Origin of the sequence: Methanosarcina sp. 2.H.A.1B.4 (genome assembly GCF_000979385.1) — an archaeon.
In the GTDB taxonomy this organism is placed as follows: Archaea; Halobacteriota; Methanosarcinia; order Methanosarcinales; family Methanosarcinaceae; genus Methanosarcina.
Genome location: NZ_JJOV01000033.1, coordinates 51997 through 68100 on the forward strand (window position 1 = coordinate 51997; position 16104 = coordinate 68100).

The 16104-nt window shown below is 39.6% G+C and carries 8 protein-coding genes and 1 CRISPR repeat array; of the genes, 7 read left to right on the forward strand and 1 reads right to left on the reverse strand.

Annotation, left to right across the window (positions count from 1 at the left end):
* The first annotated feature begins 4 nt into the window (after positions 1–4).
* Genes cas10d through cas2 form a run of 7 tightly spaced genes read left to right on the forward strand, consistent with a single transcriptional unit; the run spans position 5 to position 6183 of the window.
* A complete protein-coding gene (cas10d, locus tag EO92_RS18760) occupies positions 5–430 on the forward strand; it encodes a type I-D CRISPR-associated protein Cas10d/Csc3 (protein ID WP_048169911.1) in 426 nt (141 codons plus the stop codon).
* 2 nt (positions 431–432) lie between these two features.
* On the forward strand, positions 433–1464 hold the full coding sequence (gene cas7d, locus EO92_RS05560) for a type I-D CRISPR-associated protein Cas7/Csc2 (protein WP_052734274.1): 1032 nt from the start codon (positions 433–435) through the stop codon (positions 1462–1464).
* Entirely contained in the window at positions 1461–2255 is a 795-nt protein-coding gene (gene cas5d / locus EO92_RS05565) for a type I-D CRISPR-associated protein Cas5/Csc1 (RefSeq protein ID WP_048169913.1), read from the forward strand. Before cas7d ends, cas5d begins: the two co-directional genes overlap by 4 nt.
* Positions 2252–4372, forward strand: a complete 2121-nt coding sequence (cas3, locus tag EO92_RS05570) for a type I-D CRISPR-associated helicase Cas3' (protein WP_048169915.1) — start codon at positions 2252–2254, stop codon at positions 4370–4372. The genes cas5d and cas3 overlap by 4 nt, the downstream gene beginning before the upstream one ends.
* A complete protein-coding gene (gene cas4 / locus EO92_RS05575) occupies positions 4356–4934 on the forward strand; it encodes a CRISPR-associated protein Cas4 (protein ID WP_048169917.1) in 579 nt (192 codons plus the stop codon). Before cas3 ends, cas4 begins: the two co-directional genes overlap by 17 nt.
* Entirely contained in the window at positions 4931–5920 is a 990-nt protein-coding gene (cas1d, locus tag EO92_RS05580; RefSeq protein ID WP_048169920.1) for a type I-D CRISPR-associated endonuclease Cas1d, read from the forward strand. The genes cas4 and cas1d overlap by 4 nt, the downstream gene beginning before the upstream one ends.
* The gene (cas2, locus tag EO92_RS05585; RefSeq protein ID WP_048169922.1) at positions 5917–6183 is read left to right on the forward strand and encodes a CRISPR-associated endonuclease Cas2; all 267 of its coding nucleotides are present in this window, start codon (positions 5917–5919) and stop codon (positions 6181–6183) included. The genes cas1d and cas2 overlap by 4 nt, the downstream gene beginning before the upstream one ends.
* 116 nt (positions 6184–6299) lie before the next feature.
* A CRISPR array of direct repeats spans positions 6300–13955; the repeat unit is 37 nt; unit sequence ATTGCAATTGGTTTGAAAACTCGTTAGAGATTGAAAC.
* An 82-nt stretch (positions 13956–14037) separates the two neighbouring features.
* Here cas2 and EO92_RS05590 read toward each other — a convergent pair.
* Positions 14038–15813, reverse strand: a complete 1776-nt coding sequence (locus tag EO92_RS05590; RefSeq protein ID WP_048169923.1) for an RNB domain-containing ribonuclease — start codon at positions 15811–15813, stop codon at positions 14038–14040.
* Positions 15814–16104: the final 291 nt, after the last annotated feature.

Here is a 16104-nt window from a genome sequence, read left to right on the forward strand (position 1 = left end):
ATAAATGAATGTATCAGATAAAATTAGTCATCTTGCAGAATTGGGTTTTAAAATAGCACAGCCTAAAGGCTATAAACCACATTCATTGGAGAGGCTTTTTCGAGAAGCGGTTAAAGCAGTAACTGAGTTACATGGTGTGGAACTTTCAAGTAATGATTACAAATGCACAATTTCCGGTCGAATTCTGAAGACAATCGATCGGATGGGAGATGAGCAGGCATACATACCAGAAAAAAAAGGCATTGATGTTAAAACAGATGAATTCGCTGATTTTTTTGTAGAGAATATTTTAAAAGGGATTTGTGATGGCAAACCTGGAAGACTGAAAAAAATGTCAAACAATCTTGCTGATGGGTATTATTCATCAATCTTGAGGATTCGCAGAGACTATTGGGATGAAAGAAACAAATCAAAAGAAATCGAGGGATAAAAATGAGTAATGAGAATAAGGAGAGTCAGAGTGGAAGTATTGAAAAAATCAAAAAGGAGTTGTCTCCCGGACTTGTAGAATCCCTTATAAACGAGCCTAGTGCACATTATATTCACATCTTACTGCTCCGGGAACTGCAGTCCAATGCTATTTTTACTACAAATGGAGAAGATGCCGATATTGCAACTGTGGGAATTAGTGCAGAAGATGGGCTTGTTGACTATTCTCCTGTTATGATGTTCAAAAGAAAACAAACAGGAAGTGATCGAAGAAAAGGAAAAGAGCTGCAAAGGAATTTTCTTGGTATAACAGACACAATGGATGTCAATAAGATGAATCAGGAGTCTCCAGAATCAATGCTTTATGGCAGTGCAGCAGGGGAGAATGCGGTTTCTGTGACATCGAGAGTGATGTATGATACAGCATATTCAATAAGGGATTCCAGCGTAATAATCGAAGAAAAATTCCAGAATGCACCTGGAGATAATTTTGCAAAAGGTCCCACATCTGCAATCCGGGAACCAGATTTTATCATCCCTGGAACTCTGTTTCCCTGTGTAGTTACCCTAAGGGATGCTACGTTTGAGGAACTCCTCTTTGTGCTTGGCATCACAAAAATGAACAAGCGCTATGGAGCAGTAACATCAAGAATTGGGAGAATGCAAAATCACATTCTTGGAATTTATTCTGGGATCGAAGAAGGCACAGCAAATTTGGTTCTATCTCAGGAAGTTGCCCGTCGTCTGGCTATAGAAAATGGAAAATTGAATAAGGAAAATTTAAACCATGTCTTATATTCTCCAGTCCTTGATGTCGAAAAGGTAAAAACACTTGTTAAACAGGCCTTTGATGAAGAAGCAAAAACACTCAGTATAGAGCCGCTCGGAGATCATGATAAAGAGAAACTTCTGGAATATACAACTTCAGAAACGTTAAAAGAGGCTCTAGAGTGCCAGAAGGAAAAAGCTTCTACATTTTTCCACTCTGTCAGTGAAAAACCACCAAAAGAGAAAAAGAGCAGAGGTAAAAAATGAGCGAGGTTTTTCCGGTAGTGGAGTGCTCTATTGAAACTCTTGATCGTACTCTTTATGCTTCAAGGGAAGTTGGGGAGCTAGTTGACACTGGCGACTATATACTAAGTACTGCATTGCACTATGCTTTTGGCTTCGCTTTAGGAAAATATGTCAATATTGGAAATAAGCCATCCTATTTAGATGAAACCTCCGAGATCTACAAAAAATTTTACATAACCCCTGCAAAACCCGCATCGACAGAAGAATACCTGAAACAGTTCCTTGGAGTTCAGGTCTATTCTCTGGAAAATAGGAAATCGTTGTCATCTCTTGGGGGACATTCCACAACTGCGTGGAATGCCCGTCCACATCAATATGCAGTAAAAAACTGGAAAGCAACCGATGAGGGTTATCCATATAAAGGTATAAATCTCCCCAAATATGGGCGTGAGCGTGTTCTTGATCAACAAAACTTTTTTACAGCATACATTTTGCCCTATGAAATCGATGCTGAGTCAATTGCATCAAAGATCCCAAAATATGTGAGGTTGGGTAAAAAAAGATCTAAAGCTCGTGTCAGGACAAACGTCATTGAGGGGGCCATCAATGAGGGTGAATTTATTTCAAATCACCCATTTGGAATATATGATTACGAGTCTCTTCCTCTGGGCAATTTGACTTCCGTGCGACTGCAGCCAACGCCACTAATACTTCAAGGCCGTTATAAGGGCCAATTTGTCCGAATACCAATGGATAAGGGGACAGAAACCATACTTCCTTATAAACTTGAATTTTTGAAGGTAAAAAGATGATTCAAAATGAAAAATCTTTTAGTGAATCTTCATCTGGCTTTTTTTTAGATCTTGATGGGATGAGGCTTGAACAACTGAATCATGAATATCTTCGGGGCTTTAAAGCTTTTGAACACCAGATTTTAAGTGAAGAGCTAATAAAGGGACAAAAATCACTTTTTTTATTTAATCACAGTCCTACTGGTTCCGGAAAAACCATTTCATGGCTTAAACCTGTACTGGATACAAAAATGAAAGTTATAGCAGTGTATCCCACCAATGCCCTGGTGACTGATCAAAGAATGCAGGTTGAAAATGTAATGAAAAAGTTTGGATATGATTCCAATGAATACCATGTCCAGGCAATTACAAGTGACCTGCTAGATCAAGAAAAAAAATTGTATCCAGATGAAAAAGGGCTCAAAAAAGGCCAGTTATTAAACCGAATTATCCGAAAGGGACGAGGAAAAGGCCTGATTCTACTAACAAATCCCGACATCTTAACACTGGCATTAAAAGATGCATACTATGAACACAACATTCGTGAATCGGTTCGAAGCGTAGATCTGATAGTCGTTGATGAGTTTCATCTGGCATCTGTTAAGCAGAGCGATATGCTTCTTTTTATGATGCATGAGATAAATAACGATAAAAGAAGCCGTCTTTCTAAGTTTGTTTTTCTGAGTGCTACCCCAAACCCTGTTATTGTTGAGAGGGCAAAGAATGTGGGGTTAAACGTGCAGGTACTGAATGATAAAAGTACGCCTCTTTCAGATTCCGATGGAAGGGTCATCCTTCCAAAAGTGAGACTTGAGCTTAGGAATGGCTCAATATACAGGACATATGAACTGATAAAAGAAAATTTGGATTATTTTATTGAATTCTGTACCCGCATGGGAAATGGTGGAAACAAAGCTAAAACTGTCTTTATCGTTGACGGGATCTATGAGGTGGATGAAATATATAATTCCCTTTCTGAAGCTCTTAAGGGATTTAGGGTTGAACGGGTAGATGGGCTTCATCCAGCAAGCCAGGAAAAATTAGCAAATTTTGATGTCCTTATTTCCAATTCCTCTGTAGAAGTAGGCATTGATTTTGATGTAGATCGACTGGTCTTTTCAGGTTATTCAAGAGATAAATTGCTCCAGAGAATCGGACGCCTCAGAAATAAACCTCCTGAGGAGGTATGCGAGGCCATTTGTTTTGTGCCTGAATTTGTACATGATCATCTAAAGGAACAAAGTAGGAATTTAACGCGGGGGGAGTTTGACTCTCATTTACAAAATTTAATGGATTCTGAAATGAACCTCTCATCTTATTCAAAGACATATTCTCCTATAGAAGCATATTTGTATTCCTTTGAAAGAATTTGTGGGGAAACTTGGATTGACAAATACGGGAAAGAGCACCACAACAAAGGGATGCCAGAGTCTATCCAGGGTGAAGAACTGATCAGAAATCTTACTCTTATTGAAAAACACTTTTTAGATTACGAGATTGATAACCAGATCTATGATAATCTTAAACATGAATCAAAAGAACTTAAAGATGGTCTTCTTGGTTATCGGGAAAGTAGTTTTCAGGCTCTGATATTTGATGCAACTGATTCCAATCTTAAACTCTATGATCTGATGTACCTTCTTAGGAGAGGAAATATTGAGTTTATGTCCAGCCAAAAATTTATCCTAAAATTGAAGGAGAATTCGGGGGATAACTATGAAAAATTACTCAAAAGTAAGTACGAATCAATGAAGGATTATGCTTCCGGTTTTTGCTGGTATTACGGCACAATAGGAGATGAAACTCGAAAAGTCTTGTTTAAAGGAGATTCCGGAGAGCATTATAAAAAAATACTGCTCAATACAGTAGATCACGAAAGGAAACCCCGTATGATTAGTGGTTTTAAGGTGAAAACCGAACCTAACATCCCTACTTTATCAAGCCTAAACGATACTCTTTCCAAATATGAGGTATTTACACGGCTTGTAGATCTGGATAGTTTTTCATTAAAAGCCAAATTCAAATTAGGAGATTTCTTCTATTTATATCCCTATTCCGGCATGAGGACTGTGGCTTTTGGGCATGAGGCATTGTACATCGATTGTCTCATAAAGGAGGAGTATGCTCAGAGAAGATGAATTTGTTAATGTATCTGATATTAACCAGTTTCTCTATTGCCCACGTAGATACTATTATATTTCCTACTTCGATACTATCGAAATGAATTATTTTTTAAAAGATGGTCAGATAAAACATCGTAATCAATCCAGAAAGGGGGGTTGGATAAGAGAATTTTATGTCCGATCGGAAAAGATTGGAATTCATGGGAAGATAGATGTTCTCGAAGTGAAGAATATTCGGAGTGAGGGATGTAGTTTCATGCCTATTGAAAGAAAACGTGCAAGTTCATACTATAAAAGCGATGAGATTCAGCTTGCTGCATACTGCATGCTTCTTGAGGATTATCTGGAAGAACCAATAAACATGGGGTATATTTATCTTTTCGGCACCAATGAACGTTACGCAATCTCAATAACAGATTGGCATAGGCAGACAGTTCTAGATACCATTACAGCAATCCGGAACATGAGACTTGATACGATTCCTGATTTTGCTGAAAATCAAAATAAGTGCGAAAAATGCAGTGTGATTCAGTACTGTATGCCATTTGAAACAAAAATACTGGAGAAGATAAAGTGAAAGCGAGTGAGGGGATTCTGGACGATGATGTGATCTACGTGACAAAGCAGGGGTCAACTGTAGGGGTCGATGGAGGGCGTATTTCTGTTTACCAGAAAGAAGAGGGTGAACTGGCTTCCTATCCTATAGGAAAGGTAAGTACAATCAATATTTTTGGTAATGTTAATTTTACCACTCCATTTGTTGCACAGGCAAATGAACACGGGGTTACACTAAATTACTTTAATTTTTACGGGAAATACAGGGGCAGCTTTATACCGGAACGTAATACCATCGCTGAAGTCCGAAGAAAGCAATATGCTCTCACGGATTCCCAGTGTCTTGTAATTTCCCAAAGGATGATCTCCGGAAAAATCCGAAACTCAAAAACGCTGTTGAGCCGAAAAGGCATAAAAGATCTCAACAAATTGGATGAACTTGATTCCAAAACATATGAGGTGGAAAATCTTGATAAATTGAGGGGATACGAAGGTGAAGCTGCTGAGTTCTATTTTGGGCATCTCAATGGATGTCTGATCGATGGCTGGACTTTTGAGAAGCGGACAAAAAGGCCTCCTGAAGATCATATCAATGCTCTCATGTCTCTAACGTATACTATGATGAAAAATGAGGTTTTGAGTTCACTTAGACAGTATAATCTCGATCCTTACCTGGGAATCTTTCATGCCGATAGACACGGCAAGCCGGCTCTTGCACTTGACCTGATGGAGGAATTTAGGCCTATATTCTGCGATGCATTTGTACTGAGGTTAATTAACCGTAAAGAATTGACACATGATGATTTCCAGGTAGATAACCACCTGAAAGAACATCCATTTAAAACATATCTTGCTAAGTTTGATGAATACATGAAAGAAGAATTTATGCATCCTTATTTTAAGTATCAGGTCTCCCGCAGAAAAGCGGTCAGAATGCAAGCAATATTACTACGAAAAGCGATCACAAACGAACTTCCTATGTATTATCCTTTGGTGTTTAGACGATGAGACTCGCAGTCACGTACGATATAAGCGACAATAAAATCCGCAATAGGGTTTATAGAATTCTTGAAAAATATGGCGCATGGAAACAGTATAGCGTATTTGAACTTGATATAACTGCAGTGCAACGTGTGGAACTAGAAGATGAAATAAGAGCAGAAATTGAATCTACTGATAAAGTACGTATTTATAGTCTTTGTGACCGTTGCGTAAAGAATATTGTAGATATAGGTCAAAAAGGCCCAGATAAAAAATCGAACATTATTTGATAGTCTTTTACATCGATGTTTATATATTCTCTGTACGCAAGAGGTTTAGGAATCTATGTCTGATTTTTGAGGATTTAGAAAGGGTTATAATGAAAAAAGGCCCTTTTTCCCATGCCATTGCAATTGGTTTGAAAACTCGTTAGAGATTGAAACTTATCCATATTCAACGTCTGAACAAATGAGAACCGGATTGCAATTGGTTTGAAAACTCGTTAGAGATTGAAACGTCTCAATATAATAATTCAAAGAGTTCCCGGCAGAATCATTGCAATTGGTTTGAAAACTCGTTAGAGATTGAAACAGAGCTTGAAGAGTACGATGGAATCCAGTACCAAAATTGCAATTGGTTTGAAAACTCGTTAGAGATTGAAACATAATAAGAAAATGAAACTCCTGAAACCCGACGCAACAAATTGCAATTGGTTTGAAAACTCGTTAGAGATTGAAACCGATAACGGCAGCACTATCAATATTCTTCTCATTCATTGCAATTGGTTTGAAAACTCGTTAGAGATTGAAACCTATTATCTGGGAAGAAGCTGGGGCTTCAGCTTATATTGCAATTGGTTTGAAAACTCGTTAGAGATTGAAACAAATCACGGATCTGCAATGATGGTGCAGAGGACATATTGCAATTGGTTTGAAAACTCGTTAGAGATTGAAACTATTTATTTTCTGTTTATAATCCTTTGATGTCTCTTATTGCAATTGGTTTGAAAACTCGTTAGAGATTGAAACTTACTACTTTGAATCCTCCCGCTTTACCGGCTTTTCTTGATTGCAATTGGTTTGAAAACTCGTTAGAGATTGAAACATATATGCGCTCCGGGATTCCCTGAACATCTTTTCTAATTGCAATTGGTTTGAAAACTCGTTAGAGATTGAAACAATAAGATGAGCGACAAAGAATTCAGAATCCTAAGATCAAAATTGCAATTGGTTTGAAAACTCGTTAGAGATTGAAACACAATAAACGGGATACAGCTTAAGAACGTTAAAGAATTTGATTGCAATTGGTTTGAAAACTCGTTAGAGATTGAAACCCCTCGATTATTTTATATTGTGTTGTAGGAACTGTTGAAAAATTGCAATTGGTTTGAAAACTCGTTAGAGATTGAAACTGATTCTGCGCCGACTGATGCGTATATTCGAGTCCAATTGCAATTGGTTTGAAAACTCGTTAGAGATTGAAACCTCCTCAGTATGTCTCTTGCCACGGACGGCGGCATGATTGCAATTGGTTTGAAAACTCGTTAGAGATTGAAACTAATTCAAATATACTTAGAGGACAATGAATCCACGTTGATTGCAATTGGTTTGAAAACTCGTTAGAGATTGAAACCTTACTTACAAACTCAGGGGATCGGGACTATAGGAACATTGCAATTGGTTTGAAAACTCGTTAGAGATTGAAACGGGATATACCGGGCCCATTCGGGGAGGCCCTGGATAATTGCAATTGGTTTGAAAACTCGTTAGAGATTGAAACGGGCAATTGGATTATAATATATGTTTGCGGCGGCAATTGCAATTGGTTTGAAAACTCGTTAGAGATTGAAACCACTATACTCCTGTTATTGATCCTAACGCCGTCACCCATTGCAATTGGTTTGAAAACTCGTTAGAGATTGAAACAGAATCAATCGAGCTATAGCCACTGAACTTGCAGGATAATTGCAATTGGTTTGAAAACTCGTTAGAGATTGAAACAAAATTCCTGCAATTGTGATTAATGGAATTGAATTTATTGCAATTGGTTTGAAAACTCGTTAGAGATTGAAACTTCAGGATCGGGGCGGCGGCGTCCGTTGTTTTATTGCAATTGGTTTGATTGCAATTGGTTTGAAAACTCGTTAGAGATTGAAACTCTGCATGAGTTGAGGAATAAGTTAATCTGGATAAAATTGCAATTGGTTTGAAAACTCGTTAGAGATTGAAACTGATAATCATTGACTTAAGGAGATGAATATGAAGAATTGCAATTGGTTTGAAAACTCGTTAGAGATTGAAACTTAAAAACGATGGGGAAATATTGCCCTGGGTGCGAATTGCAATTGGTTTGAAAACTCGTTAGAGATTGAAACCTGAGAACTGATTGGGGGACGCGCGGGCGAATTCGTCAATTGCAATTGGTTTGAAAACTCGTTAGAGATTGAAACTCTGCATGAGTTGAGGAATAAGTTAATCTGGATAAAATTGCAATTGGTTTGAAAACTCGTTAGAGATTGAAACTTGTATTGCCTCGTATTGATACGGAGGGATAAGTACATTGCAATTGGTTTGAAAACTCGTTAGAGATTGAAACGTGTATTGCCTCGTCTCTTGCAGAATACTTGTTTTGATTGCAATTGGTTTGAAAACTCGTTAGAGATTGAAACTGCCTGGAAAAAGGATAGTGTTGTCCTAGTGTGCCTATTGCAATTGGTTTGAAAACTCGTTAGAGATTGAAACCAATACAGGTCAGAAGGTATCCTCGGTAAAAACGAAAATTGCAATTGGTTTGAAAACTCGTTAGAGATTGAAACTTTTCCACGAACATAAAAGCCGGATCAAATACAGAAATTGCAATTGGTTTGAAAACTCGTTAGAGATTGAAACGATTGTAATGCAGTTTGAGGACGCAAAGAAAAGGTAATTGCAATTGGTTTGAAAACTCGTTAGAGATTGAAACTGGACAGATGGAAAAGCAGTGTTGAAGGAGGCTTAAATTGCAATTGGTTTGAAAACTCGTTAGAGATTGAAACTGTGCAGTCGGGATGGATTAGAAAATGGGCGAAATTATTGCAATTGGTTTGAAAACTCGTTAGAGATTGAAACTTGGATAGTTATGCAGGTGGGTCATGGGTCCAGGATGATTGCAATTGGTTTGAAAACTCGTTAGAGATTGAAACCACCTCCTCCGGGGTTCCCACTGCCGTTAATGGTATATTGCAATTGGTTTGAAAACTCGTTAGAGATTGAAACGATCATAATTGCCTTATCTATGACAGCAACAGGCCGATTGCAATTGGTTTGAAAACTCGTTAGAGATTGAAACAGTAAAAAAACGTTTCCGTCACGTTTTGACGGGGAATTGCAATTGGTTTGAAAACTCGTTAGAGATTGAAACCGGGCATAAACGGGCAAACTCCTATATCATGGAGGATTGCAATTGGTTTGAAAACTCGTTAGAGATTGAAACAGTGTCTGTCAAAGACGGGGTCGATGTGGGAATTCTGATTGCAATTGGTTTGAAAACTCGTTAGAGATTGAAACTTTTATAAGGTAAGGTATTCGACATTTTCAGGGGAAAATTGCAATTGGTTTGAAAACTCGTTAGAGATTGAAACGACCCTTTCACAAACGGGTTTTCATATGCGCGTATCGATTGCAATTGGTTTGAAAACTCGTTAGAGATTGAAACTTGAAATTTTAAAAAGGAGTCTTGAAAAATGCAATTTGATTGCAATTGGTTTGAAAACTCGTTAGAGATTGAAACTATATCAAGTCCTTCATTATTTGAAATAGCGTTTATACATTGCAATTGGTTTGAAAACTCGTTAGAGATTGAAACTTTTCTGTTTCCTTCGCCTCTTCCAGCTTCTACTTTATTGCAATTGGTTTGAAAACTCGTTAGAGATTGAAACATCTGCTTTGATCTCCTGGGGCTTTTCTTTTGTTCATGATTGCAATTGGTTTGAAAACTCGTTAGAGATTGAAACATAAACTATGGCGTATTATTCATTCAAAGCAAAGATTGCAATTGGTTTGAAAACTCGTTAGAGATTGAAACATTCCACATAAGAGATGAATCAACGTATATTAAAATAATTGCAATTGGTTTGAAAACTCGTTAGAGATTGAAACAATTCAGCTTTCCTGAATCTGGCTTCCAGGCTGAATTGCAATTGGTTTGAAAACTCGTTAGAGATTGAAACTAAATCCCGTATTTCCGGCCCTCATTGCCTATTGCCTGATTGCAATTGGTTTGAAAACTCGTTAGAGATTGAAACTAGACATTTGCTGTAAAGCTGGAGGCTGCTCTATGGGATTGCAATTGGTTTGAAAACTCGTTAGAGATTGAAACTTATAATGGCCACTGAATCAAACACCCTCGCAGCATTGCAATTGGTTTGAAAACTCGTTAGAGATTGAAACTTCTATGTCTTTGTCTGATGTCCAGGTCCGCAAAATTGATTGCAATTGGTTTGAAAACTCGTTAGAGATTGAAACCAGTTCCAGGACGCTATTATTTTGTCCTCAAAATATTGCAATTGGTTTGAAAACTCGTTAGAGATTGAAACTGAGATTTGCCCCGGCAGTAATCAAGTCAAACCCTATTGCAATTGGTTTGAAAACTCGTTAGAGATTGAAACCTTGCTTCGCGGTTGATGCCTGCGTTTGATGGGAGATTGCAATTGGTTTGAAAACTCGTTAGAGATTGAAACGAAGTCCCGTTCTGATCGGTGACCGCCTTTTGATTGCAATTGGTTTGAAAACTCGTTAGAGATTGAAACGTTGTATTGCGGATACATCCCCTGGTTGAGTACCCTGATTGCAATTGGTTTGAAAACTCGTTAGAGATTGAAACGACATATTTTTCACCGGGGGAGACTTCGGGTATATTGCAATTGGTTTGAAAACTCGTTAGAGATTGAAACCCACTGATCCGGAGAGGAGTGAGGCTCCGTCGTGTTCATTGCAATTGGTTTGAAAACTCGTTAGAGATTGAAACCTGCCTCTTAACATATGTAATTACATTATTTAGATTGCAATTGGTTTGAAAACTCGTTAGAGATTGAAACTCCTACGTGAAAGTCAGAAGCCAGTACAGTTGTATCAGATTGCAATTGGTTTGAAAACTCGTTAGAGATTGAAACCGAAAACAGAGACTTCTCCCAGCAAATGGATCAGGATTGCAATTGGTTTGAAAACTCGTTAGAGATTGAAACTAAGTAATAGCATAGAGTACCATGTTACCACAAAAAGATTGCAATTGGTTTGAAAACTCGTTAGAGATTGAAACAAAATCCTGTAATCTTTCAGATTTCAGGATTACAAAATTGCAATTGGTTTGAAAACTCGTTAGAGATTGAAACTAAGTCCAACAAACCAGAGTTGAAACTATGGCAAGAATTGCAATTGGTTTGAAAACTCGTTAGAGATTGAAACTGCCATAAAATTCAATCTGACTTGCTGCCATGTTTTATTGCAATTGGTTTGAAAACTCGTTAGAGATTGAAACTAAGCATGGCTGGAAGTTCTGAACTTGCAGGCATAGATTGCAATTGGTTTGAAAACTCGTTAGAGATTGAAACTTTTTTATATTTGGGTACATTAACTTTTACCTTTATTGCAATTGGTTTGAAAACTCGTTAGAGATTGAAACAAACAGAAAAAACCGGAAACAATAGCCCCGGAGCCTGATTGCAATTGGTTTGAAAACTCGTTAGAGATTGAAACTCGGCTTTTAATGTCTTCGGGCTCATCAAGATAAAATTGCAATTGGTTTGAAAACTCGTTAGAGATTGAAACTGGAATTTGCAGTAAGTAGCGAATGGAACGAAGGCACATTGCAATTGGTTTGAAAACTCGTTAGAGATTGAAACTCGCAGAAAAAATGAGGTCCGCGAAACTTGCATCTGATTGCAATTGGTTTGAAAACTCGTTAGAGATTGAAACGGTTCCTCATCTTAGTTTTTGAGAATCAAAAACCCTATTGCAATTGGTTTGAAAACTCGTTAGAGATTGAAACAATACTTCAAAACTTGAAGAATACTGCACTCTGAATTGCAATTGGTTTGAAAACTCGTTAGAGATTGAAACTTGACGGAGGCTCGCCCTAAATGCCTCGTAGTGTCAAAATTGCAATTGGTTTGAAAACTCGTTAGAGATTGAAACAATTATATACAACAGCCGCCGCAAGTGATTTTTTATATTGCAATTGGTTTGAAAACTCGTTAGAGATTGAAACAGATGTGGCCGCTTTTGCTACAGATTCGTTATTAATCATTGCAATTGGTTTGAAAACTCGTTAGAGATTGAAACCGCGGATTGTTTGTCTCTGTAGATTTACAAAGTTCAATTGCAATTGGTTTGAAAACTCGTTAGAGATTGAAACCAGACATTGATTAATCAGAGGGATGCGCTTTTACGATTGCAATTGGTTTGAAAACTCGTTAGAGATTGAAACTGTAGTATATGATTTCGTCTGCCAGTAATGGGTTGTATTGCAATTGGTTTGAAAACTCGTTAGAGATTGAAACCAAACTTCGCAGCTATCTATGGAGGCACAAAGGCAATAGATTGCAATTGGTTTGAAAACTCGTTAGAGATTGAAACCTCTCTCTTTCCGATGCAGTTCAGGCAGAATCGTTCTTATTGCAATTGGTTTGAAAACTCGTTAGAGATTGAAACTCATTCCTCAAAGTGTCAAAAATACAATATTTTTATTGCAATTGGTTTGAAAACTCGTTAGAGATTGAAACACAATCTCACCTTTGAAGCAATCTTTTCAATTAGATTGCAATTGGTTTGAAAACTCGTTAGAGATTGAAACTTGCTTTGGGTTTCGGGGCTACTTTGCTAACAGATTGCAATTGGTTTGAAAACTCGTTAGAGATTGAAACATAGTTGTCCATCCATCCAAGCGGGCCGCCTCTCATTGATTGCAATTGGTTTGAAAACTCGTTAGAGATTGAAACCTGTGCTTGTAATGTAATCCCCTTCGAGTACTACCAATTGCAATTGGTTTGAAAACTCGTTAGAGATTGAAACTTGTCGTCGCCAAGGGGCAACCTCCTATACAAAAAATTGCAATTGGTTTGAAAACTCGTTAGAGATTGAAACTTATCAGTGACTACCTCACGGGCTGCAAATGTAATAATTGCAATTGGTTTGAAAACTCGTTAGAGATTGAAACCCATCATTGGAAACGCCGTTGATGATTGCGCTGTCCTATTGCAATTGGTTTGAAAACTCGTTAGAGATTGAAACGTTTGCCACGGGTGCTATGAGGTTCCCCGGCGGTTCGATTGCAATTGGTTTGAAAACTCGTTAGAGATTGAAACTTTACGGCTCCGGCATCTCCAGATAATTTTAATACCGTCCCATTGCAATTGGTTTGAAAACTCGTTAGAGATTGAAACTTCTATGTAATCATATAAATCGAAATAAAAAAATTGCAATTGGTTTGAAAACTCGTTAGAGATTGAAACCTCTGTATTCCAGACCGCAGGACCAAGACAAGACAATATTGCAATTGGTTTGAAAACTCGTTAGAGATTGAAACAAAAAAATTTTTCAATAGGAGTTTATATAATGCCAGAATTGCAATTGGTTTGAAAACTCGTTAGAGATTGAAACAGTTACGGGACTCCTGCTACAACGGTCTGTAAAATTGCAATTGGTTTGAAAACTCGTTAGAGATTGAAACCCAGCCACTTGTAACGATCCCACCGACCCAATATTGCAATTGGTTTGAAAACTCGTTAGAGATTGAAACGATTCTCTACAGGCTTTAATAGAGCATCAGGTAGCAGATTGCAATTGGTTTGAAAACTCGTTAGAGATTGAAACAGCTCCACAGGTATTTTGTCATCAAGATTGGTATATTGCAATTGGTTTGAAAACTCGTTAGAGATTGAAACTGCCCCGGTTTATATGGCCTATAGGCAAAAACAGGAAGATTGCAATTGGTTTGAAAACTCGTTAGAGATTGAAACTATCCGCAGGAATCACAGAGAGCGCCGAAACGATTGCAATTGGTTTGAAAACTCGTTAGAGATTGAAACTCCGGAATAGTCAAAAATCCATTAAAATAAGGATTGAACTAAAAGAACCACTGAGTTTCTCATTACAACCTCTTACTCGATATCAATTCCCGGACACTAAAGTGTATATCATCGCTCTAGCCGCTAGCCGTTTGGCCCTTTGCTTTTTTCCCGCCTGTTCGGTGCTGGTCGAGGAGCCAAAGGTGCAGGTACAGGTGAAGATCGGCTTGTTGGTCGGGCCTTCCATCTTAAATGAATAAGCTGGCAAGGGGAGTTTCTTTGCCTGACAATACTCCTGCAGGGCAAAAATCGGGTCTTTTGACGTGTTAATCGTCATTTCTTCCTTACTGGCCGGCGGATTTGCTATCGTGGCCTTCAGGTCCGGCGCGGGTAAGCCTGCAATGGCTGCGAGCAGGTCTACAGATGCCCGCTGCACGGCGCCTTTCTTTGTCACGTCCTCGTATGCGGCGGACCGGTACTCTCTATCACCGACTCTGGTGGCGCTCCGGGCAGTGAATACCGGCAGGTTGCCCCGGGCAGTTTCGTTCACTTCGAATACGGGCATCTGCCAGCCCGGTATATGTTGCGCGATATCGAAGATCGAGGTTGCCCGGTGAGGTGCAGTTGCCATTTCCTCCAGCAGTGCTCGTTTAAGCTCGGTCCATCTTTCACCATCAGGAGCCTGCAGGAGTACCAGCCCTGCGCAGATGATCGGCACCTTGCCAGGGCGTTTCCGGAAAGCATCGCAGTAGGCCTCGGGGCAGTCCTCCCCTTTGCGGATAAGAACTTTGGTGATGCGTTCGAAATCTGTGTCGCTTGCATCCTCGATCCGGTTCCCCAGGATGGCCGACTCAGCTTTTCTATACGCTTTTTCCTTCATGTACTCGCTTTTAGCCTTGTCGTTTTCGAGGTGAATCAGGTTGACGTGCGATGCAATTGCCTGAATCTCCTCTTTAGAATGGGGCAAGGGCTCATTCCGGATGTACGCCCGGATCTGCCGGTGGTTCACGAGATCAGCATACCTTCGGATGGGCGAGGTGAAGTGGGTATACATTCCGAGGTTCAGTCCGAAATGGCCCAGGATTGTGGGACCGTATTCCGCTCTGTTGAACATCATGTACGTGGTATGCCCGATGGTAGCTATGTTTATCTCGGGGACTACAGCCGTGCTTTCGAGCAGCTTCAGCAAGTCTACCCGCTCAGGGGTGGCGCTTCGGGCGGTATGGTTACGGAAAAGGATAGGAATGTCATTTATGACCGCGTACTCTGCTACGGTCATGTTCGCGAGAATCATCAGCTCCTGGATGATTACATAGCCGATTGTATCCTCCCTGCGTCTCAGTTGCCGTAGCGATCCTTCTTCACTCGTCACCAGCCCTCGACTCAAGTCGCAGAATGCCAGCGCTCCACGGTTGCGGCGCTGCGTCAAAAGATCGTTCGCGAGCTGGCTTGCGAGTTTGATGAGAGCGTGCTGCGGGTGCTCTTGATCAGAGAGAATGCGGGGGATGTCAGAAAAGGTGAGCCGGGCTTCGCTGGTCATAGCAGTCCAAGAAAGCCTGGTTTCAAGGACCGACAGGTCCATGCTGAGGATGATATCCACGGCGAGTACATACTTCGACTCTCCCGGCCACAGGGAAAGCTTCTCGTCTGCGAGCCGCCGGGGCAGCATCGGGCTGTTACCGGTTGCATAATACCTTGTCTCGACCCGGGACATCGCAATTCGGTCAAGCTCGGAATGCGTAGAAACTACCTTTGCGACATCCGCGATCATGACCACGACGTGCCAGCCGCCGTTTTCCGTGATTTCCACCCAAATTGCATCATCCATGTCCCGGGTTGTCACGTCATCGATCGTAATGCCTTTGAGCATATCCAGCATAATACCACTTCTGTGAAAAAATTTGGTATGCTTTTCTTATATGTATATTGGTTATTAAAAGAGTGGTAAGAGATGCCTATTTTTTATAAGTCATTGTTTCTAGCGTGCCGCTGTGCCGCCATGGCGAAAAAAGAAACGTTGTGCAATCATGGTAAATCATTCCAGATTCGCGAGCAAGATCCACTAAAACAGGGATTGAAACATTCCATACTGCAACCTTAATCTCGCAACAAACGAAGTCGGTATCCATTCCGGACTATTTTTTTATAATACAACAATGTTTTCATTTTT

Coding starts and splice junctions, on each gene's coding strand:
- cas10d (WP_048169911.1), top strand. CDS start 5: ATGAATGTATCAGATAAAATTAGTCATCTTGCAGAATTGGGTTTTAAA.
- cas7d (WP_052734274.1), top strand. CDS start 433: ATGAGTAATGAGAATAAGGAGAGTCAGAGTGGAAGTATTGAAAAAATC.
- cas3 (WP_048169915.1), top strand. CDS start 2,252: ATGATTCAAAATGAAAAATCTTTTAGTGAATCTTCATCTGGCTTTTTT.
- cas2 (WP_048169922.1), top strand. CDS start 5,917: ATGAGACTCGCAGTCACGTACGATATAAGCGACAATAAAATCCGCAAT.
- cas5d (WP_048169913.1), top strand. CDS start 1,461: ATGAGCGAGGTTTTTCCGGTAGTGGAGTGCTCTATTGAAACTCTTGAT.
- cas4 (WP_048169917.1), top strand. CDS start 4,356: ATGCTCAGAGAAGATGAATTTGTTAATGTATCTGATATTAACCAGTTT.
- EO92_RS05590 (WP_048169923.1), bottom strand. CDS start 15,813: ATGCTGGATATGCTCAAAGGCATTACGATCGATGACGTGACAACCCGG.